A 25,696-nucleotide genomic window follows, 5' to 3' on the forward strand; every position below is an offset into this window, starting at 1 on the left:
TGAGCCTCCCCCGTCGGATATGCGGTTCGTGCCGCCCCGTCAGCGCGTGCTCAGCGCCTGGTGCAGCAACGGAATGGCCTGTATGGCCAGTTGGTCCCGGATACGCTGGCGAAGGTTCTCCCATTGGCGGCTGAAGCCCGGTTCCCGCTCCAGTACGTCCCACAGGTGTCCCAGCGTGCGGTCCACGTGAGCGCGCGGCATCCACAGATGCAGCAGGTGATCCACGGCCGGGCGCAGCGCCAGGACCGCCGCGGGCCCGTCGGCCGCACCGAGTCGGCTGTTCTCCAGCATGTGCACCACCGTCGTCAAAAGCCAGTCGTGCAACGCGAGGTCTTCGCAGAGCCCCGCGACCGCGGCGGCCTCGGTGCCGTCAGGGACTCTCAACTCGACTGTCCGCAGACCGTCTTCGGCCAGCGTGAAGCGGTCCAGGGAGGCGTCCTCGCCCGCGGGCGCCTGCCGTGCGGCCCAACGCAGCTGTGTGCGACGGGACTTGAAGGGTGCCTTGTGGTCGAGGAGCGGGTGGCGCACCAGCTGCGCCAGCAGCCCCTCGGCGATCATCCCGAGGTCCAGTTCGCCGCGCCCGCCGCCGCGCAACACGCCCTCGGCGGTGGCCTGTTCGGGCAGTTTCCCGAACGGCTCGACGACCCCGGGGCGGACGAGGTAGTGCCCCCAGGGCCGGCGTACGTCGGGTCCGGCGGCCGGGGCGCTGAAGTAGGCGGTGGACTGGAGCACGCGGCCCTCGGTGAGCGCCGCGCGGGTGACGACCGTACCGACGGCCCTGACCTTGGCGCCGTTCGCGGTGGGCAGCCGGCAGTCCACGCCGGTGAGGACCTCGGGCGAGAGGGCGTAGAGATTGGGCCGCTCGGAGACGCGGACGTGTTCGTCGGCGCGCAGCCGCAGGAGCTGGGCCGCGGCACGGCCGTCCAGCGCCTGGAAGGACGGCAGCAGACCGGTGCGCACCTCGCCGCAGGCGAGGACCGAGCGTGTGGGCCGTCCAGGGGTCGTCATGTCACGTCCCGTCCTGCACAGCGGGGTTGGCGGGCTCCTCGTAGAACACGTAGGTGGCGCGCTGGGCCACCGCCTCCGGTACCGCGACGCCTTCGCCCGCGGACCGTTTGGCGACCTGTTCGAGCGCGACGGAGTCCACGTCCACCTGGTCGAGGATGAGCCGTACGGCATCCTCCACGGCGACGAAGCGGTTCGCCATCAGCGTGCAGGTGCGGTACGCGCTGAACGGGACTCGGGTGTCGCTGAGTTGGATCAGCGGTGGCAGCCGGTCCCAGTCGCGCGGGAAGTCCCCGCCGGTCCAGGGCCGCGGGATCAGCACCGGCTCGCCCAGGTGCCGTAGCAGACCCAGGCGGGCCAACTGCCATACGGCGGCGAGGAAGGGGCAGGACCACAGGCGGCCCTTGTCCGTCTCCGACCACAGCTCGACGTCCATGAAGACGGAGTGGTTGCGGGCGGCGGTCTCGTGCGGGGGCTGCCAGGTGACGATCTCCGCCAACGCGCTGCGCGTCGGGGTGGTGCGCTCGCCGTTCGCGAGCCAGCCCGTCTGGCTGACCGGCGGGCGGGAGCCGTGGCTGCCGGGCGGCGGGGACTCGACCAGGCGGTGCATCACCGACTCGGCCAGTTCGATGCGGTCGGCGACCGCGCAGCCCGACTCGCGGGCGAGGTAGTCGATGACGAGGCCGGCCTTCTCGGCCTCTTCGAGGACCAGCGGCACGAGTTCGGCGGGGGTGGAGAAGCGGCTGAAGTAGTCGTCGATGAGGAAACAGGTGCTGATCCGGGGGCGTTTTCCGCCGGTGCGGCGGGCGGCGGAGGCGCGGGCGGCGTCCACCCAGATGCGGACCTCGGCGAAGTGCTCGCGCAGCCGCTCGGGGCCCGCCTCGAAGTCCTCCATGTACAAGTGGCCCAGCTCCAGCGAGAGATGGGCCAAGGGCACCGACTGGGTGCGCGGGTCAGCGGTGGTCTCCCGGAAGACGGCGTCCGTCATGCCTCCTCCCAGTACTTGTCGTCGGTCAGCCGCGCCGCCAGGTCGCTGAGCGCCTGCCAGGTCTCCATGGTGGCGATCTGGCTGTCCAGCACGTCCTCGTCGGTGATGAGCTGCTCCCGCCATTGCAGCACCGGCTCCAGCGGCACCGAGCCCAGCACCTGGCTGTAGCCGATGCCGTGGTGCGAGGCGAGGTGCTTCAGCTCGGTGTCGCACTGCTCCATCCACGCCGACTGGGTGGGCGTGGCCTGCGACCACAGCGCCGAGTCGGGATCGGGTACGGCGGCCCGTACGAAGCGGATCGCGCCGCGCAGCGCGTCCTCGTCGTGGCCGCGGGCGACGCCGCCGGCGAGGATGCCGCGTTTGCCGTAGACCAGGCTGGCCGCGGCCTCCACGTGCTGGCGGGTCCAGCGGTGGAAGACCAGCCAGCGGGCCTGGACGCCGCTCATCGCGCGCTGCGAGGTGGCCGCGAGGACCATGTCGACGGCGTAGCTGCGGCCGGCGCTGAGGTCGACGACGATCAGGTCGAACTCGCTGTTGAGGCGCAGCAGCAGGTCCACGCAGCGGCGCAGGTTGTCGCCCGAGGTGGCGAACTCGCCGCCGCTGAGGTCGCCCGGCATGAGGATCAACCGGCCCGCTCCGGGCGGCTGGTTGCGCAGGACGCGGTGTTCGGTGTCGGCCCAGACGTCGATGCGGACGGGTTCGCTGATCTCGCCTATGAGGTAGGAGTGCAGTCCGCGGTCCTCGGCGGCCGTGCGGGCCTCGGGCACGTCGAAGACGGCCGAGGCGGTGGGCGAGCCGAAGTCGAAGTCCAGGTAGCAGACGTCGTCGCCGGTCAGCGCCCGCTGGTAGGCGAGGTTGGCGCTGGTGACGGAGCGGCCCGTGCCTCCCTTGTCGGAGGCCGCGAAGATCAGCACGGTTCACACTCCCTGGACCGCGGCGGCTTCGCGGGCACGGGCGAGTGCGTCGAGCTGGCCCAGCACGTCGAGGGTCAGCGAGTAGGCGGTGCCCGGCTGTTCGTCGATGAGGGCGCGGGCGCGGCGCAACTTGACCTCGATGCCCCTGAGTTGCATGCCCCGTTTGCCGTCGGAGTTGGGGGCGGGCGCCATCTGTTCGTTGCCCAGGAGGTGGGTGGACTCGCTGAGCAACGCCTTGGCCAGTTCGGTGAGTTCGAGGCTGCGGATCGGTGGCTGCGCGTACATGTTGTGGACCTGGACCATCACCTCGGTGACCCGCTCGGTGATGCTCCAGGACACCGGGCCCTCGGTGAGGGAGGTCTCGGGGTAGATGGCGTGCACGTTGTCCCACAGGCCGACGCCCTCGCCCTCGCCCATCCGGCGCCGCCACACATGGCCGAAGATGTCCTCGGCCAGCCTGAGCAGCCGGTCGTGCGCGGTGAGGTTGCGGGAGAGCGTGCACAACTGCACGGTCCGCTTGAGGAGTTGGGCCGAGAAGTCGCTCATCGTCCAGTCCATCGGCGGGCCGATGGTGCCGCCGCCCTGAAGAGGCAGGGTGACGCCCGGGTTGTGCAGCTGGATCATCGGGTCGTCGCGCGTCATCCGGCTGGTGATCCGGCCGCGTTCGGCGAGGCGTTCCATGACGCGGACGGTACGGGTCAGGTCGTCGTCGGTGGCCCGGCGGCGCATCAGGTCGTGCACGAGGATCGCGGCGACCGAGAGCGAGAAGTACTCCGACTCCAGCCGCTGTCCCGTCGTACGCCAGGGGATGTCCTCCAGGGGCCAGCGGTCGCCGTCGAAGCGGGCGATGCGCGACCAGTACTGCTGGGTGATCTCCCAGCGCAGTCGCAGCGCCTCGGCGAGCTTCTGCTGTTCGGCGTTGAGCAGGCCCAGGGTCAGGGTGCGGTCGGAGAAGAGGTCCTGGATGCCGTCGAGCGCGACCACGGTGAAGTAGAGGTACGGCACCGGGTTGGCGACCCCGCCGGGCTGCGGCCCGATGGCCTCGTCGGTCTCCACCTCTGGCGCGTCCCGCACCAGGCTCCAGGCCCAGCCGCACTCGAAGAGCTGGCTCTCGTCCTTGAGGGCCTCCTGGACGTCGACGCCGAGGATGAAGCTCTCGATGATGGCGGCGCGCAGCGGCCGGAACCGGCGCTGGAACTGCTCCAGCACCTGCCGCGTCGACAGCTGCCCCTGGCCCAGCAGTTCGCAGAGCGTCTGGCCCTGGGAGGAGTCGGTGTCGTAGACGTTGACCGTGAAGGAGCGCAGCAGGCTCACCATGGCGGCGGTGAGGCGGTTGCTGGTCGCGATCTTCAGTTCCCGGATCGTCTCCTGCATGTCGCCGCGGCGGGTCTTGGACTCGTAGACCTTGAGGAAGCCGAGCAGGGCGAGGCAGAGGGTGATGGACATCGAGAACGAGTCGGTGACGCCGAGTTGGCGCTGCTCCTCGGTGAGGTCCCGCTCCTTGTCCCGGGACTGGAAGTAGTAACCGCCCGCGAACGTGGGCCTCTTGTCGTCGGTGTGGGTGCGCATGAACTCGACGGCGGCCGTGACGAGGTTGGCCGGAATCTCCAGCCGTCCGCCCGCCCGCCTCAGCGTCTGCTGTACGTCGGTCAGCGTGGTGTCGGGGTCGTCCAGCCGGAACGAGGGCAGCTCGGTCGCCGGGTACAGCAGGCAGAGCAGGCGCTCGGCGTCGGCGACGCTGCTCTCACCGCCCCATTTTCCCCATGCCCACTGCCCCCCGTCGAAGGAGTAGCGGGCGACGGCCTGCCAGATGTCCAGCAGGTGCTGCCGCGGCTTGATCTCCATTCCATGCCCCTCACACAGACCGCACTGCCCTCAGCCGAGGAATATCCCTCTTCTGTTGTGAAGATTCACCGGTCGACCGCCCTGTCAGCAGATCGGAACCTGTGCGTCCGAATTCCCGCGCCAGCCATAGGAGAGGATCATTCCCGAATATCCGTCCCGCACCACGGCCGCACTTTTCAGCCGCTGCACCGTGAACTCGTCCGCGAATGGTTCAAGACTCTTCCGCACCTCGCCCTCCCCCACGTCGCACGCGGGGAAGAACTGCTCACCCGTGTGATAACCCTTGGAGTGTTCCATGAATGCGGCGGCAAAGGGAGCACCTGGGGCGAGGGCACGCATGAAACGCTCCACGCCCAGGGTGAACTCCTGGTACGAGGAGGTCATCGACTCGGCGACGAAGAACATCGTGCCCATGGACCACCGGCCGCCGAAGCGTTCGAGACCGAAAATGTTGCCCTGCTCGACCTTGACGACCTCGCGGAACCGTGCGCGGGGGTCGGTGTCGAAGGCGGCGTAGTCCTCGCATCCGCACAGGGCGTCCCAGAACTGGTCCCAGTTCTGCGCGTAGGAGCCGACCTGGCTCTCCAGGTAGGCCACGTTCGAGGGGGAGCGCTCGAAGAGGGTGATCTCGTCGCACCACGGGAGCATGGACAGCGCGGGGTAGAGATTGGCGCCGGCGCCCACGTCGATACCGTAGACCGGGCCGACGCCCTGATTCCGGAAATGGCCCGCGAAATGATCCCGGACAATGGTCAGGATCTCGGCGTCCTCCGCCTGTAGGTCACGATAGTTGTGATCTACATATGCGATCGAATCGAACGCGCTCCAGGCGACTTCCGCGTTTTTCACCAGTCCACACTAACAACATCACTGGCGCGACGTACACCACTCGTCAATTTCGTAGCACAATCTACGCCAACCCACAGCCGCCCTCGGGGCGCATGGGGGGCGCATCGTGGTGAATACATTCATGCGACCGGATTCGGCCTTGAACTGCCGGATTGCCCCACTCAAGATGGGTGGAACCCTGCTGAACACACCAGAAAGGCAGGACGCGCGCGTCTCGCCCGTACCACCCGTACGAGTGTCAACGCGCAATTGACTTCCCACTCCCAGGGGGCAGCATGGCAGCTTTTCCGGAGGAACGTTTCCCTTCTGTAGGACGCCGCGCTGACCAGGCATTCTTCGCCGACCGCGCGGACCGCCCGCTGACCCTGCGGGGCGTCACCGTGGCAGATCTCCCCGAGCTGCTCCGGGTGGACAGGGAGGCCTTCCCCGAGGAGCCGTACCCCCTGGTCGTGCTCAGACAGCTGGTCGACATCCACGGCGACCGCATCCTGGTCCTGGACGACGGCGAGGGGCTGCTGGGCTACGTCCTGTTCGTCAACACCTCGGACGGCTACGTCAGCTGGATCATGAGCCTCGCCGTCATCCCCCACCTCCAGGGCCGCGGACTCGGCCGCCGCCTGATGGCCGAGGCCCTGCGCCGACTGCGGACGGAACACGTCCACCAGGTCCGTCTGACGGTGGAGCCGACGAACGCCGCCGCGATCATGCTCTACCGGTCGCTGGGGTTCTCGTCCGAGGAAGGCGTGGAGAAGGACTACTTCGGGCCCGGGGAGGACCGGTTGATCATGACGCTGGGGATGTGAGACACGGGCGACGGAGCGCGGTCAGGGGCGGCACGCCCGTGCGTACCGCGCCGCCAGCGCCCGGAACGCCTCCTTCGGCTCCCAGTGCCATGGTGAACTCGGGTCGTACGGGCGGTCCTTGACGGTCTTGGTGAGGGCGTAGCTCGCCATGTCGAGGTCGTGGCGTGGGTCGTGGGCGCGGTGCGGGGCGTCCGGCGTGACGAACTCGAAGGCCATCGCGCCGTGGAGACCCATCGACTCGAAGACCTCCAACAGGTCGACGACGTACGCCGCTTGGGTGTGTTCACTGCGGACGAGGTGGCCCTTGATCTCCTCCGGGTCCTTGTCGTGGTCGACGACGTTCCAGCCCATGCCGGCCGTCTTCTCGGCTCCCTGGTACGCGCAGGTGCCGAACTCGGTGATGGTCACGGGCTTGCCCCAGCGCTGGTAGGTCTTCAACTCCCGCACATAGTCGGCCGGTTGATTGAAGTACGAGTAGTAGTCGATGCCCACGATGTCGAAGAGGTTCCAGTCGACCTCGTCGTCCTGGGCCGCGGCGTAGCTGAGGTCGCCGTGGAAGACCGAACGGCCCAGCGCCGCCGCCTTCTTGGTGAACGCGTTCAGCCTGCGCTGCATTTTCGCCGGGTCGAACGTGCCGTCCAGGATGTTCTGGACGCGGTCCAGGACCGTGGCGCCCGGCACGATCCCGGGGACGAAGAGCCAGAACTCGCAGCCCACGCTGAAGTCGACGCTCGCGCCCTGGCGCCGGAGGCGTTCCGCGAACCGGCCCGTCTCCGCGAGGTGTTCGAGGATGTCGCGCTCGGGGACGTCGGCGAGAGTGGGCTGGAGCCAGATGTGCAGGCCGAGTTCGGCGGCCTCGGCGGCGGTGGCGGTGAGGCGGTCCACACCGTCGCCGGTGACGTCGACCGTGTCGGCGTGCAGTCCGTCGCGGATGGCGCGGAGGTCGGCGCGCATCCGGCGCGTGCTCCAGGCGGTGGCGGGGGTCTCGCCCTCGCCGACGGTGTAGACGACCCCGTGACGGCGCAGACCGGGCCGGTGGCCGTGCGCCGCGTGCGGTCGTGGCCGTGCCGTCGCCTGCCCGGACGGGAGCAGCGCGCCCGCCGCTCCGAGGGCCAGCGCGCCCGTGAGGAACCGCCCCCGAGTGATCCCCTGCGTGATCCCCTGTGTGTTCACCATGGACCCACTGTGCCCAGCGCGGACCCGCCCCGGTGTCCGCCGATGGTCCACGGCGACGCAACCAAGGGATGAGCTCTCGCGTCGATCACTGCGGAGATCGTTGCCGGACAGCGAACAAAGGAGAGCGTGATCTCAGGCTTCGAACAGTCCCCCACGACCCCTGCCGACCTCACCCCTACGACCCCTACGGCCCGCAACGCCACCCGCCGCACCCTCCTCACCGCCGGTGCCGCCACCGCCGCGACCCTCCTCGCCGGTTCCACCGCCGCGCAGGCGTCGGACAGCACGGGCGCGGGGACGGGCGAAGGCACAGGCACCGACATCGGCGCCGGACTGCGCGCACTGGAGGAACGGCACAGCGCCCGTGTCGGTGTGTTCGCGCATCACCTCGGTACGAAGAAGACCGTCGCGCACCGTGCCGACGAACTCTTCCCGATGTGCTCGGTGTTCAAGACGCTCGCCGCCGCGGCCGTCCTGCGGGACCTGGACCGGCACGGCGAGGTCCTCTACCGGGTCGTGCACTACACGGAGGCCGATCTGGTCGACGGTTCCGACCAGACCCGCGCGCACCTGGCCGACGGCATGACGGTCGAGCAGCTCGCCGACGTGGCCATCCGCTACAGCGACAACGGCGCCGGCAACCTGCTCCTGCGCGAACTCGGCGGCCCCACCGCGGTCACCCGCTTCGCCCGCTCCCTCGGCGACCGGGTCACCCGGCTCGACCGCTGGGAGACCGAGCTGAACTCGGCCGAGCCGGACCGGATCACCGACACCACCAGCCCGCGCGCGATCGCCGGCGCCTACGGCAAGCTCGTCCTCGGCGACGCCCTGCGCCGCCCGGACCGCGACCGGCTCACCGCCTGGCTGCTCAACAACACGACGAGCGCCACTCGTTTCCGCGCGGGCCTCCCCGCGACCTGGACGATCGCGGACAAGACCGGCAGCGGCGACTACGGCACCGCCAACGACGTCGGCATCGCCTGGACGGAGGCCGGTGACCCGGTCGTCCTCGCGGTCCTGACCACGAAGCCGACGCTGCCCGACGGGCCGTACGACAGCCAACTCGTCGCCGACACGGCCAAGTTGGTGGCCGCGGCCGTCAGCTAGTACGGCAGCGGGCAGCAAGCAGCCAACCCGGCTTCCGCTTCCGGGTGTTGCACTTCCGCGGGACGGCACACGCCCTCGACCCGGCGGCCCGCGCTTCCGGGCCCGCCGGGTGTGCCACCCGCGCCCCCACCCGCCCGGACCGCTACACCTGCCTGAACCGCCGTACGTACCGCCGCTGCCACGGCGTCTCCACCGCGTGCCGGTCGTAGTGGGCGCGGACGTAGCCGACCGCCTCCCGGGGCGGTACGCCGTCGAGGACCGCGAGGCAGGCCAGTGCCGTGCCGGTGCGGCCCCGGCCGCCGCCGCAGGCCAGCTCAACGCGCTCGGTTCGGGACCGCTGCCACACCTCGGTGAGGACCGCGCGGGCCTCGGCGCGGTCTGCGGGCAGCCGGAAGTCCGGCCAGCGCAACCAGCTTGTCTCCCACGGGACTTGGGGCGGCGGCTTGCCGAGGAGGTACACGCCGTACGTCGGTGCCGGGCCGTCGGCGGGGAGGGGCCGGCGCAAGCCGCGGCCCCGGACCAGGCGGCCGGAGGGGAGGCGCAGGATGCCGGTGGTGGTGGTCGGGTTCCAGGGCTCGGTCACGCGGTCAGCGTAGAGACGTGGACGCGGTGGGGGCCCGCTGTCCGAAAACAACCGCTCGGCCCCACGCCCCGAAACCCCTCAGCCCACCCCCCGGGACTCCTGCGCCGCCCGTGCCTCGATTCCCCGGAAGTGGTCCGCCATCGCCCGCTGTGCGTCCTCCACGTCGCGGGCGCGCAGCGCGGTGACGATGTCTCGGTGGCGGTGGACGGTGAGGGCGGGGTCGGGGTCGTCGGTCCAGCCGCGGGCGCCGGCGACCCGGCGGAAGACCGTCCAGAAGGCGCCGAGGAGTTGGGGGACGAGTTCGTTGCCGAGTGAGGCGTAGAGCAACTCGTGGAACTCGCGGTCGAGTTCGGGGAAGGGGCGGCCCGCGCGGCCCGCGTCCTCCATGCGGGTCACCACCGCTTCGAGTCCGTCCAGTTCAGGCTCGGTGACGGTGGCAACGACCCGATGAATCAGGCCCTCCTCCAGCACCTCCCGTACCTGGAGGATCTCGGCCAGCGCGTCCGCGTCGTCCTCGTGCCGGGTGAGGGTGCGGAAGGTGAGGCCGTCGACGAGCGGGGTCAGCGAGGCGCGGCCGACGTAGGTGCCGTAGCCGTGTCTGATCTCGACGATGTCGAGGGCCTGGAGGGCCTTGAGGGCCTCGCGGACGGAGTTTCTGCTGATGCCGAGGTCTTCCATCAGCTCGGCCTCGGTGGGCAGGGGCGCACCGGGCTGGAGCTTGCGGTCGAGGATCAGCTGGACGACCTCGCGCTGTATCCGACTGTTCCTTGGCTCCCCGGACATGCGCCGCATGGTAGCCGCCCGAAACGTCCCACGTCCCATGTCCGGCGCCGACCCGTGCTGACGGGGCGTCAACTTGCGCCATTTCAAACCGCCATTGGTCCGACCTCTGACGGCTACGCCATTCGTGTGCGATGCCTTGACCGCCCCCACGGCCGCTCTTATGGTCGCGCTGACCGCAGGACGTAGGACGTCGTACCTCCTGGAGTAACCATGCGCGAAGACGTGACCCAGAACGTGCCCGCGCTGCACCGCCGGGCGTTCCTGAAGTACTCCGGCGCGCTGGGCGCGGCGGCGGCGATCTCCTCGTCCCTGACGGCCTGTTCGTCGGGGCCGCAGTCGACGAACGACACCGGGGGCGGTGGCACCGGCAAGAACCGGACGCTGACCGCGGTGATCGGCTATGGAAACGACGGCAGTTGGGACCCGACGCAGACGGCGTCCGCGTTCGCGATGGCCGGCAACAACCACATCTACGAGGGGCTGATCGACACCGACCCGATCACCCGCGCGCCCTATCCGGCGCTGGCGACGGCGGTACCGAAGGACACCAGCGGCACCTCGTGGAAGTTCACGCTGCGGGCGGGCGCCAGATTCCACGACGGGCAGCCGGTCACCGCCGACGACGTCGTGTTCGTCTTCGACCGCATCCTCGACCCGAAGACGACGACGCTCGCGCAGGGTTTCTTCGCCAGCTGGCTGAAGGAGGCGCGGAAGATCGACGCGCAGAACGTCGAGCTGGTCCTCAAGTTCCCCTTCCCGGAGGGGGTTTCGCGGCTGACGCTGGCGAAGATCATGCCGAAGCACATCTTCTCCAAGCCGGGCGCCTGGGACGACGCGATCAAGGGCAAGGCGGTCGGCTCGGGGCCGTACCGGCAGACCGCGCACCACCCGAAGTCCAACACCACCTTCGCCGCGTTCGCCGACTACAACGGCCCGCGCCCGGCCGCCTTCAAGACGATGAACTGGCTGACGATCGTCGACGCGGCACCGCGCGTCGCCAAGATCTCCGGGTCGAGCGCGGGTGCGCAGATCGCCGACAACATCCCCTACGCCAACATCCAGCGGCTGCGGAGCGGCGGGCTGACGGTCGCGGGCGGGGCCGGGATGAACAACCTGTTCCTGATGTTCAACACCCAGCACAAGCCCTTCGACGACGTGCGCGTGCGCCAGGCGCTGCACTACGCCATCGACACCGGGAAAATGGTCCAGTTGGCGCTGCGGGGGCACGGGAAGCCGTCGTCGTCGTTCCTCGACACCGGCAACCCCGCCTACCGGCGCGCGAAGACGGTCTACGACTACGACCCCGACAAGGCGAAGGCGCTGCTGAAGGCCGCCGGGGTCAGCGGGCTCAAGGTCAACATCCTCGCGGTGAACGTGAGTTGGATCGTCGACTGCCTTCCGACCATCAAGGCGTCCTGGGACGCGATCGGCGTGTCGACGACCCTCGCCCCGCAGGAGACCACGGCCGTGTTCACCAAGATGGACCAGAAGCAGGACTACCAGGTGGTCGCCGCCGCCTCGAACCCCAACCAGTTCGGCGTCGACGCGGACCTGATCATGCACTACAACTACGGCCCGCAGAACCTCTGGATGGGGTACGCCCGGTGGGCCGGAAACCCGGTCGCCAAGCAGCTCTTCAAGGACATGGACCAGGCCACCCGCGAGCCGGACGCGGCGAAGAAGAAGACGATGATCCAGGACTACATCGACACCGTCGCCGAACAGGCGGTGCTCTACCCGGTCGTCCACAACGAGCTGATGACCGCCTGGGACCCGAAGGAGCTGACCGGCATACGGGCCCAGCCCTACCCCGGAATCAACGTCCTCCAGGCCAAGTGGGTTTAGGGCTTGTCCGGCGGATCCTGTCGCAGACGCGGGGCGTGGCACGCGCATCTGCCGCGTTGTCGTCGGTTGCCGACGCTCCGCGTCGCCGCCCTCCTCCGCCTTGCAGCTGCACGCACCACGCCCCGCTCACCGGCGCTGGTCAGTCACCCTTCGTTTCCCGCGACCGGATCCGCCGGACAAGCCCTAGCCACCCGGGAGTTGGACCATGGTCACCGTCCTCAGGATTCTGGCCCGGCGTATCGTCCTGCTCGTTCCGCTGATGCTCGGCATCGTGCTGTTCGTGTTCCTGGTGATGCGCTTCTCGGACGTCGACCCGGCGTCGGCGTTCTTCCAGGGCGCGAATCCGACACCGCGGCAACTGCACGACTTCCGCGTCCAGAACGGGCTGCTCGATCCGCTGCCCGTCCGCTACGTCCATTTCGTGGGCGCCCTGCTCCACGGTGACATGGGCACCAGCGCGCTGACCCGGGCGCCGGTCCTTCATCAGGTCACCACCGCGCTGCCGCTCACCCTCCAGCTCACCTTCCTGGGGCTGGGGATCGCGATCGTGCTGTCCCTGCTCGGCGGGGTGACGGCGGCGATCTACCGGGACCGGCTGCCCGACCAGATCATCCGGGTCGTGTCGCTGACCGGGGTCGCCGCACCCGCGTTCTGGCTGGCGCTGCTGATGATCCAGTACCTGGCGGTCGACCTGGGCTGGTTCCCGACCGGCGGCTACATCAACCCGGCGGACTCCCTCACCGGCTGGCTCAGGACCATGGCCCTCCCGGCGCTCGCCCTGTCGCTCCCGGTGGCGGCCCAGCTCACCCGTATCGTCCGGACGTCGGTGGTCGAGGAGCTGGACAAGGACTACGTCCGGACGGCCATCGGCAGCGGTCTGCCGCCGAGGGTGGTGGTGGGCCGCAACGTCCTGCGCAACGCGTTGATCAACCCGCTGACCGTCCTGGGCCTGCGGGTCGGCTATCTGCTGGGCGGCGCGGTGGTCATCGAGACCATCTTCTCCCTGCCCGGGATGGGCAAGCTGATGATCGACGCGGTGCAGAACGGCGACCCGGCCGTCGTCCAGGGCGTGGTGCTGACCACGGCGACCGGCTTCGTCGTCGTGAACCTCGTCATCGACATCCTCTATCTGCTGGTCAACCCCCGCCTGAGGGATGCCTCCTGATGTTCACTCAGTTCTCCCGCAAGGGCCTCGCCGAGACCCTGTCCCGGCCCGGCATCCGGCTGCGGGGCTGGCGCCGGCTCCCGCTGCTGTCGAAGGTCGCGGTGTGCTTCGTGGCGGTCGTCGTCCTCGTCGCGCTGCTCGCGCCGCTCCTCGCGCCGCACGACCCGCTCGACCAGCAGCTCCCCGTCGACGGCACCGGACACCCCTCCGCCGGCCACTGGATGGGCCAGGACAGCCTGGGCCGGGACATCCTCAGCAGGCTGATGTACGGCGCCCGTTGGTCCCTCGCGATCGGGCTCGGGGCGACCGCGCTGGCCCTCGTCGTCGGCGCGCTGATCGGCGCGGTCGCCGCGACCTCCCGCAAGGGCGTCGACGAGACGCTGATGCGCTGCCTGGACGTGGTGATGGCGTTCCCGGGCATCGCGCTGGCGGCCGTGCTGGTCGCAGTGTTCGGCGGCGGCATCACCGTACTGATCTGCGCGATCGCGTTCCTGTTCACCCCGCCGGTCGCAAGGGTCGTACGGGCCAACGTACTTGACCAGTACGGCGAGGACTACGTCACCGCCGAGCGGGTCATCGGCGCCCGCACCCCGCACATCGTCGCGCGGCACGTGGCCGTCAACTGCGCGGCGCCGGTGCTGGTGTTCTGCACCGTGCAGGTCGCCGAGGCGATCGTCTTCGAGGCGTCACTGTCGTTCATCGGCGCGGGCGTCCGGCCCCCTGACCCGTCCTGGGGCAGTGTCATCGCGGACGGCAAGAACATGGTGCTGACCGGTGGTTGGTGGGCGACGGTCTTCCCCGGCCTGCTGATGCTGATCACCGTCCTGTCGCTGAACATACTGTCCGAGGGAGTCTCCGACGCGTGGGCGGCCCCGGCCCCGCGCGAGGTGGACGTACGACACGACGAGGACCCGCTGGACGCGCCGGAGCCCGGCAGCGGCGAGGTGCTCCCGCTGCCCGGTCTGACCGAGGCGGCGCTGCGACTCCGGTCGCGCGCACGGCCGTTGCCCGACCAGGACGGCCAGCCGGTCCTGGCGGTCGAGAACCTGGCGATCGGCTTCGAGGGCCGGCACCACGGGGTGGACATCGTCGACGGCATCAGCTTCGAGGTGCGGCCGGGTGAAGTCCTCGGCCTGGTCGGCGAGTCGGGCTGCGGGAAGTCGCTGACCGCGCTCGCGGTGATGGGCCTGGAGCCGAAGGGCGCCCGGGTGCGCGGCCATGTCCGGTTCAACCAGCGGCAGTTGGTGGGCGAGCCGATGCGTGCCCGCCGCAGGCTGCTGGGCCACGAGATGGCGATGATCTACCAGGACGCCCTGTCGTCGCTGAACCCGGCGATGACGATCCGCGCCCAGCTCAAGCAGGTCATACGGCGCGGCGGGCACCGCGGGGCGGGCGAGTTGCTGACCATGGTCGGCCTCGACCCGGACCGCACCCTGCGCAGCTATCCGCACGAACTCTCCGGCGGCCAGCGCCAGCGCGTCCTGATCGCGATGGCGCTGTCCCGCGACCCGAAGCTGATCGTCGCCGACGAGCCGACCACCGCCCTCGACGTCACCGTGCAGGCCCAGGTCATAGAGCTGCTGCTGGGCCTGCGCGAGGAGTTGGGCTTCGCGCTGATCCTCGTCTCGCACGACCTCGCGCTGATCGCCGACGTCACCGACCGGGTGGTGGTGATGTACGGCGGCCAGATCGTCGAGACGGGCGTGACCGCCGACCTGGTGGAGTCGCCGGCCCACCACTACACGCGCGGTCTGCTCGGCAGCGTGCTGTCCCTGGAGTCCGCGGCCGAGCGGATGACCCAGATCAAGGGTGTCGTCCCCTCGCCCGCCGACTTCCCGGCCGGCTGCCGTTTCGCCGACCGCTGCCCGTTGGCGAGCGAGGTCTGCCGTACGACGGCCCCCGACCTGGTCGGACCGCGCACGCACACGGCGGCGTGCCATCACCCGGCGATCGACCTGGCGACGACGGAGAGCGAGGCGGTCACGTGAGCGGGGTGCAGGCCGAGGGTGGTCGAGTGAGTGGTGCGTTGGTCGAGTTGGCCGGTGCTCATGTCGTGCACAAGGCGCGCAGCGGAGGGCTGTTCAGCCGGGATCGGGTCTACGCGCTGACCGGGGCCGATCTCACCGTCGCGGCCGGGGAGACGGTGGGCGTGGTCGGTGAGTCCGGTTGCGGGAAGTCCACGCTGGCCAAGGTGCTGGTGGGCGTCCAGCGGCCGACGTCCGGCACGGTGTCCTTCCGGGGCCGGGACCTGTGGTCGATGCCGGCCGGTGAACGGCGGGCCGCGGTGGGTACCGGCATCGGCATGATCTTCCAGGACCCGTCGACCGCGCTGAACCGCCGTCTGACGATCCGGCAGATACTGCGCGACCCGCTGGACGTGCACGGTCGCGGCACCAGGGCCGAACGCGAGGACCGGGTGCGGGAGTTGATGTCCCTGGTCGGCCTCCCCCGCGCCCTGGCCGACGGCCTCCCCGGACAGCTCTCCGGCGGGCAGCGCCAACGCGTCGCGATCGCACGGGCGTTGGCCCTCGATCCCGACCTGGTGGTGGCCGACGAACCGACCAGCGCGCTCGACGTGTCGGTCCGCGCCCAGATCCTGAACCTGCTCCTCGACCTGAAGGAACGCCTGGGCCTGGCCCTGGTGTTCGTGTCGCACGACATCCAGACGGTACGCCGGATGAGCGACCGCGTGATCACCATGTACCTGGGCCGGATCGTCGAGGAGACCCCGGCCGACCAGGTCTCCGACCGGGCCCGGCACCCGTACACCCGCGCCCTGTTCTCGGCGACCCCCGGGCTGCTCCACCCCATCGACCCGATCCCGCTGATCGGACCGGTGCCGTCGGCCACACGGCCGCCGAGCGGGTGCCCGTTCCGTACCCGGTGCTGGAAGGCCGACGACGTGTGCGCCGACGCCATGCCGGATTTCTCGGCCGCGTCGACACCGGGACATTTCTACCGTTGCCACCATCCTGTGGAGGAGGATCTGTCCACCCGCGACCTCGTTCGCCAAAGCCGCCCCATGGAGCCTTCATGACCTTCCCCGCCCCGCTCACCGGTGTCGTACCGCCCGTCTGCACCCCCCTGACACCGGAACGCGAGGTGGACGTCCGTTCGCTCCTCAGGCTCGTCGACCATCTGGTCGAGGCGGGGGTGCACGGGCTGTTCCTGCTCGGCTCGACGTCCGAGGCGGCGTATCTGACGGACCGGCAGCGGAGGATCGTCGTCGAGGCGGTGGTGGCCCATGTCGGGGGTCAACTGCCGGTGCTGGCGGGGGCGATCGACATGACGACGCCCCGCGTCCTGGACCATGTGGCCGCGGTGACGGAGGCCGGGGCGAACGCGGTCGTGGTGACCGCGCCCTTCTACACGCGCACCCATCCCGCCGAGATCGCCCGCCACTACCGGTTGGTCGCCGCCGCGTCCTCGGTTCCCGTGGTGGCCTACGACCTCCCCGCGTCCGTCCATACGAAGCTCCCGTCCGACCTCGTTCTCGAACTCGCCGCGGAGGGTGTGCTCGCCGGGCTCAAGGACTCCAGCGGGGACCTCGGCGGCTTTCGGCGGGTGGTGACCGGCGCGCGGGTCCATCCGGACATCAGCGGGTTCAGCGTGCTCACCGGGTCCGAGGTGGTCGTCGACTCGGCGCTGGCGATGGGGGCGGACGGGGCGGTGCCCGGGCTGGCCAATGTCGATCCGCGCGGGTATGTGCGGCTCGACGCGTTGTGCCGGGGTGGGGACTGGGAGCGGGCGCGGGCGGAGCAGGAGCGGCTGTGCGTGTTGTTCGGGCTGGTGGGGGTGGGGGACCCGGGGCGGATGGGGGGCAGTTCGTCGGCGATCGGGGCGTTCAAGGCCGCGTTGCAGTTGCGGGGGGTCATCGACTGTGCGGCCACGGCGGAGCCGCAGGTGGCGTTGTCCGCGGACGAGGTGGCGCGGGTGGGGAAGTTCCTGGCGGGGGCGGGGCTGCTGTGAGCGCCCGGCGGCTCTGCCCCCCGGCCACCGGGGCTTTGCCCACCCACCACCCGTCTACGGCGGTCAGGTGACGGACAGGGTCGCCGTCGGCAGGCGCCGGAAGACGATCGTGTCGTAGGCGCTCGTCGACCCCGTCTCGTACAGCACCCCCACCGTGTCCGGCCCGACCCGCACGAGATCCGAGTACCCCGCCCACTCCCCCGACAGGGTGACCGCCTTCACGAAGGTGCCGCCGCCGTCCGCGCTCCGCCACACCGCCATGCTCTGCCGCACGTTGGGCACGGAAGGCGCCGAGAACAGCAACGGAGCGCCCGCGCCGGGGAGTTGGAGGACGCTGCCCTCGACCACCGGCACGTCGTCCAGCGTGTGCTGCACCTCGTAGGGCCGGTCGAGGGTGACACCGCCGTCACTTGAGTACGTGTCGAGCCGGTTGCCCGTGCTCGTGCCCAGCTGGTCCCGTGAGCTGAAGTACAGCCGCCCGTCGGGGAGTTCGGCCGCGGAGGACTCGTTCGCGTTGTTCACGCCGGTGTACGTCGCGTCCACGAACCCCAGGCGCCATGTCTCGCCGCCGTCGTCGCTGTAGAGGTCGTGGCCGCCGTAGTACTTGGCCTCCTGCCCGGTGTCGGTCGACCCGACGGGCGGCGCCGCGGAGTGGTTCGCCGGGATCACCAGCCGTCCCGTGTGCGGCCCCCGGGTGAGCGCGACCGCGTGCCCGGGCCCGGTGGCGTACCAGCGCCAACCGGGCGGCTTCACCTGCCCCGTGATGTCGCGCGGAGCGGTGAAGTGCCGCCCGTCGTCCCAGCTGCGCTGCACGAACACCCGCCGGCTCTGCTGCGGCGTGACCTCGCCGCGCATGATCTGGCCCTCGGTCACGGTTCCGCTGTTGTAGGAGGTGACCAGCACGATCGCTCCGGTGCGGGGGTCGACGACGGGGGCGGGGTTGCCCCGGGTGTCCCCGTCCCCGGCGGCCACCACCGCCTGCGGTCCCCAGGTGCAGCCGCCGTCGGTGGAGCGTCTGAGGACCACGTCGATGTTGCCGGTGTCGCCCGCGCCGTTGTGCCGCCCCTCGGCGAAGGCGAGGACCGTGCCCCGGCCGGTGACGACGGTCGCCGGGATGCGGTAGGTGTCGTAGCCGCCGTCTCCCGAGACGTAGGGCACGGACGACGTGCAGCCGGAGTGCGCGGAGGCGGGCGCCGTACCGACCGCGAACGGCGCGGCCAGCACCGCGGTGACGAGCAGCGTGCGGCTCAGGATGGTCATCGCTCTCCCTTGCGGAGGTCGCCCGCGCGGGACGACGCCGGCCTGTCCGTCACAGCCTCCCCGCAGTCACCGGCCAGGACGCGCGGCCTCCGGCGCGCACGGCGCCGACCCCACCGGTCTCGGCCATCCCACCCCAACTCGCCCATGACACGGCTGACGTGCGTGTTTCGCGCGTCAGCCGGGGTGAGCGCCCCGCGTTCCCGCGCGCGGCGGCACGCGGCGGACCGCGTCGGGGAGTTCGGCCGGACGAGTGTCCGCGCCGGTGCGGGAGGATCGGGGAGCGGCTCGCCTACGACGGCGTACGCGCCGCCGCCAGCAGCCGGGTCACGTCGTCCGCGCAGATGGTGAGCGCCGCGCCGACGGTCGCGAGGGCGTCGCGTTCGGCCGGTGTGTAGGGGCCGTCGGCGAGGGCGATGCGGGCGCCCTGGAGGAGGATCGACTCGCGTCCGGCGGGGGCGAGGTGGGGGGCGAGCGGGTCGAGGGCCTCGTGCAGCTCTATGGCGAGGCCGGCACCGCTGGGTTCGCCGAAGACGCGGCCGGTGTCGGCCGCCAGGGCCTCGACGAGGGCGCCGAGCTGTTCCTCCGTGCAGTCCTGGAAGCCGGCGGCGCGCACGGTGCCCGCGGCGGCCTCCAGGGACGTACGGGCGCAGGTCCCGCCGGCCGCGAGGACGGCGAGGGCGACGGTGTGCACGGCGTCGCGGAGCATCGCGGAGAAGCGGGTGGTGGTGGGGTGGTCGAGGACGTCGGTGCCGTAGTGGCCCTGGCAGGCGGCGCATTCGACGACCGGGCCGGTGTCACCGCGCGGCAGCACCGGCATGCCGAGCAGGGTGAAACGGCGGCGTCCGGTGAGCCGCTGGTAGTTGCGGTCGCCCCCGCAGCCGGGGCAGAAGAACTCGCCGTCTCCGACGCTGGTCCACGCGGTACGGATGCCCAGCACGCGCGCTGCACGGCCCTCATGGACAACTCGGCCGTTCCGTCCCCGTTCTGGCAGCACGTCGCACCTCCGTAACGCCGCGGCAACATCGCCGCGCTGGCGTGATGTTAGCCACATTGTCGAGCCGGAGTCAGTACCCCGGACGAGACCTCTCCGTGACCTGCACACGGATTGGCCGGGAAACGACGGGGCCCCGCCCGCCGGAGACCGGCGTACGGGGCCCTGCGAAGACGGGTAAACCGCCGGTCAGGATGGTTCAGCGGGTAGCGCGGTTGACGGCCGAGACGACCGCCTTCAGGGACGCACGTGTCGTATTCGCGTCAATGCCGATTCCCCACAGGATCTTGTCGTCGATCGCACATTCGATGTACGACGCGGCCTGCGCGGAGGCTCCCTCGCTCATCGTGTGCTCCTGGTAGTCCAGGAGCCGTACGTCGATGCCGACGGAGCCCAGCGCGTCGAAGAACGCGGAGATCGGGCCGTTGCCGGAGCCGGTCAGGACGGTGTCGACGCCGTCGACGGTGGCCTCCACCGTGAGCGTGTCCACGCCGTCGGTGTCGGTGGTCGACTGGCCGGTCTTCACCTGGATACGGCCCCAGGGGTTGTCCGGGTTCGGCAGGTACTCGTCCTCGAAGGTCGCCCAGATCTGCTTCGGGGTGACCTCGCCGCCCTCGGCGTCCGTCTTGGCCTGAATGAGCTTGGAGAACTCGATCTGCATCCGGCGCGGCAGGTCCAGCTTGTGGTCGTTCTTCAGGACGTACGCGATTCCGCCCTTGCCCGACTGCGAGTTGACCCGGATGACGGCCTCGTAGGAGCGGCCGACGTCCTTCGGGTCGATCGGCAGGTACGGGACGGCCCACTCGATGTCGTCGACGGTGACGCCCTTGGCGGCGGCGTCGGCCTCCATGGCGTCGAAGCCCTTCTTGATGGCGTCCTGGTGGGAGCCGGAGAAGGACGTGTAGACCAGGTCGCCCACGTACGGGTGGCGCGGGTGGACCTCCATCTGGTTGCAGTACTCCCACGTACGACGGATCTCGTCGATGTCGGAGAAGTCGATCTGCGGGTCGACGCCCTGGGAGAACAGGTTCATGCCCAGGGTGACCAGGTCGACGTTGCCGGTGCGCTCGCCCTGGCCGAACAGGCAGCCCTCGACGCGGTCGGCGCCGGCCATCAGCGCCAGCTCGGCGGCGGCGACGGCCGTACCGCGGTCGTTGTGCGGGTGGATGGAGAGCACCACGTGCTCGCGGCGGGACAGGTGGCGGCCCATCCACTCGAAGCGGTCCGCGTGCGTCGACGGGGTCGAACGCTCCACCGTGGCGGGCAGGTTGAGGATGATCTCGCGGCCCGGGCCGGGCTGCCAGACGTCCATGACCGCCTCGCAGACCTCCAGCGCGAAGTCCAGTTCGGTGTCCGTGAAGATCTCCGGCGAGTACTGGTACCCGAACTCGGTCTCGGGGCCCAGCAGCTTCTCGGCGTACTCGATCACCAGACGGGTGCCGTCGACGGCGATCTGCTTGATGTCGTCCTTGGAGCCGCGGAAGACCACGCGGCGGAAGACGGGCGCGGTCGCGTTGTAGAGGTGCAGGGTGGCGCGCTTGGCGCCCTTCAGGGACTCCACGGTCCGCTCGATCAGGTCCTCGCGGGCCTGGGTCAGCACGGAGATCGTGACGTCGTCCGGGATCGCGCCCTCGTCCTCGATGATCGAGCGTACGAAGTCGAAGTCGGTCTGGCCCGAGGCCGGGAAGCCGACCTCGATCTCCTTGTAGCCCATCTTGACCAGCAGGTCGAACATCGCGCGCTTGCGCGCCGGTGACATGGGGTCGATCAGGGCCTGGTTGCCGTCGCGCAGGTCGGTGGAGAGCCAGCGGGGGGCGACCGTGATCCGCTGCTGGGGCCAGGTGCGGTCGGGGATGTCGACCTGGTCGTACTGGCCGTACTTGTGGATCGGCATGGAACTGGGCTGCTGGCGATTGGCGCTCTGGGCCATGATGCGTGGGCTCCTCGTGGTGTCCTGAAGGACGGCCGACGGCGCAACGCCAGACTCCGCGGGGAGGGGGTCGGCCTCGACTACAGGCCCTCGCCGCGGCAGCTAAGGAGAAGCAGCCCGATACGCATGATGCAGAGCATGCTAGCCGAGCTGTTCTGGACGTGCGGCTCCGTATCAGTATGCGGGACCGCACACCCCTGAGGACGCGGGGCCGCGGGGAGTGCGGTTCCGCCGGGCGGGCACGACCCGGCCACACAAAGCCGTCGATCCATAACACAGAGCGACCATTCCGGGGTGGAGCATCCGCACATTTCACCAATCATGGTCGCGCGTAGTGACATACATCTAACGGAGTGCAATCGTGCCGGGCATGACGACTCACGGGGGCTTCGAGCCCGTCTTCTGCACGATCGTCCCGCCACATGTCCTCGACAAGCTCGCCCAGCACGAGGACCCCGCGCTCTCCGGACCCGCCCGTCTGACCCTGGAGCGCGACGCCTGGGAGCGCACCCACCGCCGGCTGACCACCGTCATCGGCGCCCCGTCGATCGCGGCGCCGGTCGCGTCCGACAAGCCGCAGCGCACGATCTACGACGCGCAGCACAAGCAGGACCTGCCGGGGAAGAAGGTGCGCGCCGAGAGCGCCGAGCCCGGCAAGGACGCCACCGTCAACCGCGCCTTCGCCGGTCTCGGCGCCACCTTCGAGCTGTACCTCAACGCCTTCAACCGGCACTCCATCGACGGCCAGGGCCTGCCGCTCAACGCGTCCGTCCACTACGACGTGAAGTACGACAACGCGTTCTGGAACGGCGAGCAGATGGTGTTCGGCGACGGCGACGGCGAGCTGTTCCTCGACTTCACCATCCCGGTCGACGTCATCGGCCACGAACTCACCCACGGCGTCACGCAGTACAGCGCGAACCTGACGTACTACGGGCAGTCCGGCGCCCTGAACGAGTCGGTCTCCGACGTCTTCGGCTCGCTCATCAAGCAGTACACGCTCGGCCAGACCGCCGCCGACGCCGACTGGCTGATCGGCGCGGGCCTGCTCGCCCCGCGCGTCTCGGGCGTCGCCCTGCGCTCCATGAAGGCCCCGGGCACGGCCTACGACGACGACGCCCTCGGCAAGGACCCGCAGCCCGCGACGATGGACGACTTCGTCAACACGGGCAGGGACAACGGCGGCGTGCACATCAACTCCGGCATCCCCAACCACGCCTTCTACCTGGTCGCCGACGCCATCGGCGGCCACGCCTGGGAGAAGGCGGGCCAGATCTGGTACGACGTCCTCACCGGCGGCGAGCTGAAGAAGGATGCCCTGTTCGCGGACTTCGCGAAGCTCACGGTGGCCGCCGCGAGGACGCGGTTCGGGGACGGCGGCGAGGAGTCGCAGGCCGTGACGAAGGCATGGGAACAGGTCGGAGTGCCGACCTCGTAGTCGCGGCGGTCGCGCCGGACCCGTATCCGTACTAGACAGGAGCCCATGCGGATTCAGGTTCGGCGCACGGGTGGTTTCGGCGGTATCCAGCGCCGCGGCGAGGTCGACACCTCGACGCGGCCCGACGCCCATGAGTGGCACGCGCTGGCCGAACGGGCGGTCGCCGCCGGGCACAGCACGCCCGCGGCAGGCGTCCCGGACGGCTTCCACTACGAGATCACGGTGGACGGGAAAACGGTGCACACGGCCGACCCGCGGCTCACCGACGATCAACGGGAGCTGATCTCACGGGTGTTGAAGGAAGGCGCCTGAGCGGATGTCCTCGGGCGGGTGTAACTGCTTGTTCACGCCCGCCCGTTGACACCCGTTACCGCCGGTACCCATGATCCGGCGCATGGCGATTGATGCAGGCAACCCGATACCTCGGTTCCCGGCCGGATTCCTCTGGGGCGTGTCGACTTCGGCCCATCAGATCGAGGGCGCGGCGGACGAGCGCGAACCGTCCGTGTGGGACCGGTTCGAGGCCGAGCCGGGCCGGATCAAGGACGGCTCGACGGCGGCGGTGGCCTGCGACCACTTCCACCGCCACCGCGAGGACGTGACCCTCCTGGCCGACCTGGGCGTGGACGCGTACCGCTTCTCGGTCTCCTGGCCGCGGGTGAACTCCCCCGGCGGCCTCGACTTCTACGACCGCCTCGTCGACGACCTGTGCGCGGCGGGCGTACGCCCGGTCCCGACCCTGTTCCACTGGGATCTCCCGGTCACGCTGGACTGGTTGCAGCGGGACACGGCGTCCCGCTTCGCGGAGTACGTGTCGGTCGTCGCCGGGCGTCTCGGTGACCGGGTGACGAAGTGGATCACCCTCAACGAGCCCGCGGAACACACCCTGTTGGGACACGCGCTGGGCGCCCACGCGCCGGGCAAGGCGCTTCTGTTCGACGCGCTGCCGGTCGCCCACCACCAGCTCCTGGCCCACGGCCTGGCGGTACGGGCCCTGCGCGCGGCCGGTGCCACCGACATCGGGATCGCCAACTCCCACGGCCCGACCTGGCCGGCCTCGCGGGAGCCGGAGGACATCGAGGCGGCGAACTTCTACGACCTGCTCCTGAACCGCCTCTTCGCCGACCCCCTGCTGCTGGGCGAATACCCGTCCGGGCTCGGCGAGTTGATGCCGGGCGACGTCGAGTCCGACCTGAAGGTGATCGCCGAGCCGATCGACTGGTACGGCGTCAACTACTACGCGCCGAGCCGGGTCGGGGCACCCCAGGGCGCGGAGATCGAGTTCGGCGGCCTCACGCTCCCCGCCGAACTCCCCTTCTCCGTGCAGGAGATCGAGAACGTCCCGGTGACGGACTTCGGCTGGCCGGTGGTCCCCGAGGGCCTGACCGAACTCCTCACCACCTTCCGCGACCGCTACGGCGACCGCCTCCCGCCCGTCGTCATCACCGAGAACGGCTGCTCCTACGACGGCATCGACGACCAGGACCGGATCGCCTACCTCGACGGCCATGTCCGGGCGCTGCACAGGGCGTTGGAGGCGGGCGTGGACGTACGCGGCTACTTCGTGTGGTCGCTGCTGGACAACTTCGAGTGGGCGGAGGGCTACGAGCGCCGCTTCGGTCTCGTGCACGTCGACTACGCGACGCAGAAGCGCACCCCGAAGGCGTCGTACGGCTGGTTCCAGGGCATGCTGCGGGCGCAGAGATGACGACGACGGGGAGTTCGGTGGACGACGGCAACCCGGCTCCGGCCACGGCCACTTCGGCCCCCGCTCTCGCCGAGCCAGTCGAACGGGTCGGCCGGGGCTGGACGTCCACGCTCTCCCTCGCCAACGGGGCGATCTGGGTGGGCTGGTACGGCCCGCTCCAGATCCTGCTCGCCTCCCAGGCCAAGGACTTCGCGCCCGGCAGCGGCATGTCCAAGGAGACGATGCTCGCGTGGGTGACCGGCGCGGGCGCGCTGGTGTCGCTGGTCGCCAATCCGCTCTTCGGCGCGCTGTCCGACCGGACGACGGCGCGGTGGGGGCGCCGTACGCCGTGGATCGTGGGCGGGGCCGCGGGCGGGGCGCTGTCGTTGCTGCTGCTCGCGGGTGCGGGCGGGGTGTGGACGATGGCGGCGGGCTGGTGTCTGGTCCAGCTCACCCTGAACGCGGCCTTCGCGGCGATCACGGCGGCCGTGCCCGACCGGGTGCCGCGGCTCCAACGGGGGTCCGTGGGCGGCTGGTTGGGTGCCGCGCAGATCCTGGGCGTGGTCGGCGGCACGGGTCTCGCGACGGCGGCCGGGGGCATCGGCGCGGGCTATGTGGCGTGCGCGGTGTTCACGGCGGTGGGCGTGCTGCCGTACGTGCTGCGCCACAAGGACCTCCGGCTCCCGCCCGCGGCACGGCCGGTGTGGTCCTGGCCGGGTTTCGTGCGCGGCTTCTGGCTGAGCCCGCGCCGCTACCCGGACCTGGGCTGGGCCTGGCTGACCCGTTTCCTGATCAACCTGAGCAACGCGCTGGTGCTGCTGTATCTGCTGTATTACCTGCGTGACCGCCTGCACTACCACGACCCCGACCAGGGCGTCCTTATCCTCACGGCGGTGAACGGTGTGACGCTGCTGGCCACGGTCGTGGTCGGCGGGGTGTGGTCCGACCGGATCGGCCGCCGCAAGCCGTTCGTGATCTGGTCCGGCGTGCTGATGGCGGCGGCGACGGCGGTCCTCGCGGGCTGGCAGACCTGGCCGGGCGCGATCACCGCGGCGGCGGTCCTGGGCATCGGCTTCGGCGTCTTCACGTCGGTCGACTTCGCCCTGATGACGGATGTGCTCCCGAAGGCCCTGGACCGCGGCAAGGACCTCGGTGTCATCAACGTCGCCAACGCCCTCCCCCAGGTCGCCGCCCCCGCCCTCGCCGCGCCGATCGTGACGTATCTGGGCGGGTACCGGGTGCTGTATCTGGTGTCGGCGGCGATCGGGATGGCGGGGGCGCTGCTGGTGCGGCGGATTCGGGGCGTGGACTGAGGCGGGGGTGCGCGGGTGAGGCCGGCGCTTGTCGGCCGGCGACCG

Annotated in this window: 22 protein-coding genes; 11 read left to right on the forward strand and 11 right to left on the reverse strand. The window is 70.3% G+C overall.

Going from position 1 to position 25,696, the window contains the following annotated elements; translation table 11 throughout:
• Positions 1-39 precede the first annotated feature (39 nt).
• The 5 genes from ACIRB1_RS23740 to ACIRB1_RS23760 all read right to left on the reverse strand — a co-directional run bounded on the left by ACIRB1_RS23740 (position 40) and on the right by ACIRB1_RS23760 (position 5,601).
• Entirely contained in the window at positions 40-1,008 is a 969-nt protein-coding gene (locus tag ACIRB1_RS23740; protein ID WP_403466875.1) for an SCO2521 family protein, read from the reverse strand.
• 1 nt (position 1,009) lies between these two features.
• Positions 1,010-1,993 (reverse strand): SCO2522 family protein, encoded by a 984-nt coding sequence (locus tag ACIRB1_RS23745; RefSeq protein WP_403466876.1) that lies wholly within the window; start codon positions 1,991-1,993, stop codon positions 1,010-1,012.
• Complete coding sequence (locus tag ACIRB1_RS23750; protein WP_266768473.1) at positions 1,990-2,907, reverse strand: SCO2523 family variant P-loop protein; 918 nt, start codon at positions 2,905-2,907, stop codon at positions 1,990-1,992. Before ACIRB1_RS23750 ends, ACIRB1_RS23745 begins: the two co-directional genes overlap by 4 nt.
• 3 nt (positions 2,908-2,910) lie before the next feature.
• Positions 2,911-4,752, reverse strand: a complete 1,842-nt coding sequence (locus ACIRB1_RS23755) for an SCO2524 family protein (RefSeq protein ID WP_403466877.1) — start codon at positions 4,750-4,752, stop codon at positions 2,911-2,913.
• Between the two features lie 84 nt (positions 4,753-4,836).
• Positions 4,837-5,601 carry an SCO2525 family SAM-dependent methyltransferase gene (locus ACIRB1_RS23760; RefSeq protein ID WP_403466878.1) on the reverse strand — a complete coding sequence of 255 codons (765 nt, stop codon included), beginning with the start codon at positions 5,599-5,601 and terminating at the stop codon, positions 4,837-4,839.
• 275 nt (positions 5,602-5,876) lie between these two features.
• Between ACIRB1_RS23760 and ACIRB1_RS23765 the strand changes: the two genes are divergently transcribed.
• The gene (locus ACIRB1_RS23765) at positions 5,877-6,404 is read left to right on the forward strand and encodes a GNAT family N-acetyltransferase (RefSeq protein WP_403466879.1); all 528 of its coding nucleotides are present in this window, start codon (positions 5,877-5,879) and stop codon (positions 6,402-6,404) included.
• A gap of 21 nt (positions 6,405-6,425) precedes the next feature.
• Here the strand turns inward: ACIRB1_RS23765 and ACIRB1_RS23770 are convergent, their stop codons facing one another.
• Positions 6,426-7,580 (reverse strand): abortive phage infection protein, encoded by a 1,155-nt coding sequence (locus ACIRB1_RS23770; RefSeq protein ID WP_403466880.1) that lies wholly within the window; start codon positions 7,578-7,580, stop codon positions 6,426-6,428.
• Positions 7,581-7,706: 126 nt separating this feature from the next.
• Between ACIRB1_RS23770 and bla the strand changes: the two genes are divergently transcribed.
• Positions 7,707-8,687: a class A beta-lactamase gene (gene bla, locus ACIRB1_RS23775; RefSeq protein ID WP_403466881.1), complete on the forward strand. Its 981-nt coding sequence runs from the start codon at positions 7,707-7,709 to the stop codon at positions 8,685-8,687.
• A 142-nt stretch (positions 8,688-8,829) separates the two neighbouring features.
• Here bla and ACIRB1_RS23780 read toward each other — a convergent pair whose 3' ends face one another.
• Together ACIRB1_RS23780 and ACIRB1_RS23785 are read right to left on the reverse strand one after the other, a co-directional pair.
• On the reverse strand, positions 8,830-9,270 hold the full coding sequence (locus ACIRB1_RS23780; protein ID WP_403466882.1) for a protein phosphatase: 441 nt from the start codon (positions 9,268-9,270) through the stop codon (positions 8,830-8,832).
• Between the two features lie 78 nt (positions 9,271-9,348).
• Positions 9,349-10,062, reverse strand: coding sequence for a FadR/GntR family transcriptional regulator (locus tag ACIRB1_RS23785; RefSeq protein WP_403466883.1), 714 nt, complete (start codon positions 10,060-10,062; stop codon positions 9,349-9,351).
• A gap of 201 nt (positions 10,063-10,263) precedes the next feature.
• Between ACIRB1_RS23785 and ACIRB1_RS23790 the strand changes: the two genes are divergently transcribed.
• From ACIRB1_RS23790 to ACIRB1_RS23810, 5 genes are all read left to right on the forward strand, one after another.
• Complete coding sequence (locus ACIRB1_RS23790; RefSeq protein ID WP_403466884.1) at positions 10,264-11,898, forward strand: ABC transporter substrate-binding protein; 1,635 nt, start codon at positions 10,264-10,266, stop codon at positions 11,896-11,898.
• 205 nt (positions 11,899-12,103) lie between these two features.
• Positions 12,104-13,063 (forward strand): ABC transporter permease, encoded by a 960-nt coding sequence (locus tag ACIRB1_RS23795; RefSeq protein WP_403466885.1) that lies wholly within the window; start codon positions 12,104-12,106, stop codon positions 13,061-13,063.
• A complete protein-coding gene (locus tag ACIRB1_RS23800; protein ID WP_403466886.1) occupies positions 13,063-15,051 on the forward strand; it encodes a dipeptide/oligopeptide/nickel ABC transporter permease/ATP-binding protein in 1,989 nt (662 codons plus the stop codon). Before ACIRB1_RS23795 ends, ACIRB1_RS23800 begins: the two co-directional genes overlap by 1 nt.
• A 26-nt stretch (positions 15,052-15,077) precedes the next feature.
• Positions 15,078-16,100 carry an oligopeptide/dipeptide ABC transporter ATP-binding protein gene (locus tag ACIRB1_RS23805; protein ID WP_403466887.1) on the forward strand — a complete coding sequence of 341 codons (1,023 nt, stop codon included), beginning with the start codon at positions 15,078-15,080 and terminating at the stop codon, positions 16,098-16,100.
• The gene (locus ACIRB1_RS23810) at positions 16,097-17,032 is read left to right on the forward strand and encodes a dihydrodipicolinate synthase family protein (RefSeq protein WP_352182698.1); all 936 of its coding nucleotides are present in this window, start codon (positions 16,097-16,099) and stop codon (positions 17,030-17,032) included. Before ACIRB1_RS23805 ends, ACIRB1_RS23810 begins: the two co-directional genes overlap by 4 nt.
• A gap of 63 nt (positions 17,033-17,095) precedes the next feature.
• Here ACIRB1_RS23810 and ACIRB1_RS23815 read toward each other — a convergent pair whose 3' ends face one another.
• From ACIRB1_RS23815 to leuA, 3 genes are all read right to left on the reverse strand, one after another.
• Positions 17,096-18,292: a sialidase family protein gene (locus ACIRB1_RS23815; RefSeq protein ID WP_352182697.1), complete on the reverse strand. Its 1,197-nt coding sequence runs from the start codon at positions 18,290-18,292 to the stop codon at positions 17,096-17,098.
• Positions 18,293-18,581: 289 nt separating this feature from the next.
• A complete protein-coding gene (locus ACIRB1_RS23820; RefSeq protein ID WP_352182696.1) occupies positions 18,582-19,286 on the reverse strand; it encodes a TerB family tellurite resistance protein in 705 nt (234 codons plus the stop codon).
• 196 nt (positions 19,287-19,482) lie between these two features.
• Complete coding sequence (gene leuA, locus ACIRB1_RS23825) at positions 19,483-21,213, reverse strand: 2-isopropylmalate synthase (protein ID WP_352182695.1); 1,731 nt, start codon at positions 21,211-21,213, stop codon at positions 19,483-19,485.
• 370 nt (positions 21,214-21,583) lie between these two features.
• On the opposite strand from leuA, the gene ACIRB1_RS23830 reads away from it, so the two are divergent.
• The 4 genes from ACIRB1_RS23830 (at position 21,584) to ACIRB1_RS23845 (ending at position 25,651) form a co-directional block, all read left to right on the forward strand.
• Positions 21,584-22,651, forward strand: coding sequence for a M4 family metallopeptidase (locus ACIRB1_RS23830; protein WP_352182694.1), 1,068 nt, complete (start codon positions 21,584-21,586; stop codon positions 22,649-22,651).
• Positions 22,652-22,696: 45 nt separating this feature from the next.
• Positions 22,697-22,963, forward strand: a complete 267-nt coding sequence (locus ACIRB1_RS23835; RefSeq protein ID WP_403466888.1) for a protealysin inhibitor emfourin — start codon at positions 22,697-22,699, stop codon at positions 22,961-22,963.
• A gap of 70 nt (positions 22,964-23,033) precedes the next feature.
• Positions 23,034-24,359, forward strand: coding sequence for a GH1 family beta-glucosidase (locus ACIRB1_RS23840; RefSeq protein WP_352182692.1), 1,326 nt, complete (start codon positions 23,034-23,036; stop codon positions 24,357-24,359).
• The gene (locus ACIRB1_RS23845) at positions 24,356-25,651 is read left to right on the forward strand and encodes an MFS transporter (RefSeq protein ID WP_403466889.1); all 1,296 of its coding nucleotides are present in this window, start codon (positions 24,356-24,358) and stop codon (positions 25,649-25,651) included. The genes ACIRB1_RS23840 and ACIRB1_RS23845 overlap by 4 nt, the downstream gene beginning before the upstream one ends.
• Positions 25,652-25,696: the final 45 nt, after the last annotated feature.

The organism is Streptomyces sp. NPDC096013 (genome assembly GCF_044763565.1).
Classification (GTDB): Bacteria; Actinomycetota; Actinomycetes; order Streptomycetales; family Streptomycetaceae; genus Streptomyces.

Bases quoted from the DNA above. Each gene is read 5' to 3' on its own strand.
- ACIRB1_RS23740 (WP_403466875.1), bottom strand. From the start codon at position 1,008: ATGACGACCCCTGGACGGCCCACACGCTCGGTCCTCGCCTGCGGCGAG.
- ACIRB1_RS23745 (WP_403466876.1), bottom strand. From the start codon at position 1,993: ATGACGGACGCCGTCTTCCGGGAGACCACCGCTGACCCGCGCACCCAG.
- ACIRB1_RS23755 (WP_403466877.1), bottom strand. From the start codon at position 4,752: ATGGAGATCAAGCCGCGGCAGCACCTGCTGGACATCTGGCAGGCCGTC.
- ACIRB1_RS23765 (WP_403466879.1), top strand. From the start codon at position 5,877: ATGGCAGCTTTTCCGGAGGAACGTTTCCCTTCTGTAGGACGCCGCGCT.
- ACIRB1_RS23770 (WP_403466880.1), bottom strand. From the start codon at position 7,580: ATGGTGAACACACAGGGGATCACGCAGGGGATCACTCGGGGGCGGTTC.
- ACIRB1_RS23785 (WP_403466883.1), bottom strand. From the start codon at position 10,062: ATGCGGCGCATGTCCGGGGAGCCAAGGAACAGTCGGATACAGCGCGAG.
- ACIRB1_RS23790 (WP_403466884.1), top strand. From the start codon at position 10,264: ATGCGCGAAGACGTGACCCAGAACGTGCCCGCGCTGCACCGCCGGGCG.
- ACIRB1_RS23795 (WP_403466885.1), top strand. From the start codon at position 12,104: ATGGTCACCGTCCTCAGGATTCTGGCCCGGCGTATCGTCCTGCTCGTT.
- ACIRB1_RS23800 (WP_403466886.1), top strand. From the start codon at position 13,063: ATGTTCACTCAGTTCTCCCGCAAGGGCCTCGCCGAGACCCTGTCCCGG.
- ACIRB1_RS23810 (WP_352182698.1), top strand. From the start codon at position 16,097: ATGACCTTCCCCGCCCCGCTCACCGGTGTCGTACCGCCCGTCTGCACC.
- ACIRB1_RS23815 (WP_352182697.1), bottom strand. From the start codon at position 18,292: ATGACCATCCTGAGCCGCACGCTGCTCGTCACCGCGGTGCTGGCCGCG.
- leuA (WP_352182695.1), bottom strand. From the start codon at position 21,213: ATGGCCCAGAGCGCCAATCGCCAGCAGCCCAGTTCCATGCCGATCCAC.
- ACIRB1_RS23830 (WP_352182694.1), top strand. From the start codon at position 21,584: ATGACGACTCACGGGGGCTTCGAGCCCGTCTTCTGCACGATCGTCCCG.
- ACIRB1_RS23835 (WP_403466888.1), top strand. From the start codon at position 22,697: ATGCGGATTCAGGTTCGGCGCACGGGTGGTTTCGGCGGTATCCAGCGC.
- ACIRB1_RS23840 (WP_352182692.1), top strand. From the start codon at position 23,034: ATGATCCGGCGCATGGCGATTGATGCAGGCAACCCGATACCTCGGTTC.
- ACIRB1_RS23845 (WP_403466889.1), top strand. From the start codon at position 24,356: ATGACGACGACGGGGAGTTCGGTGGACGACGGCAACCCGGCTCCGGCC.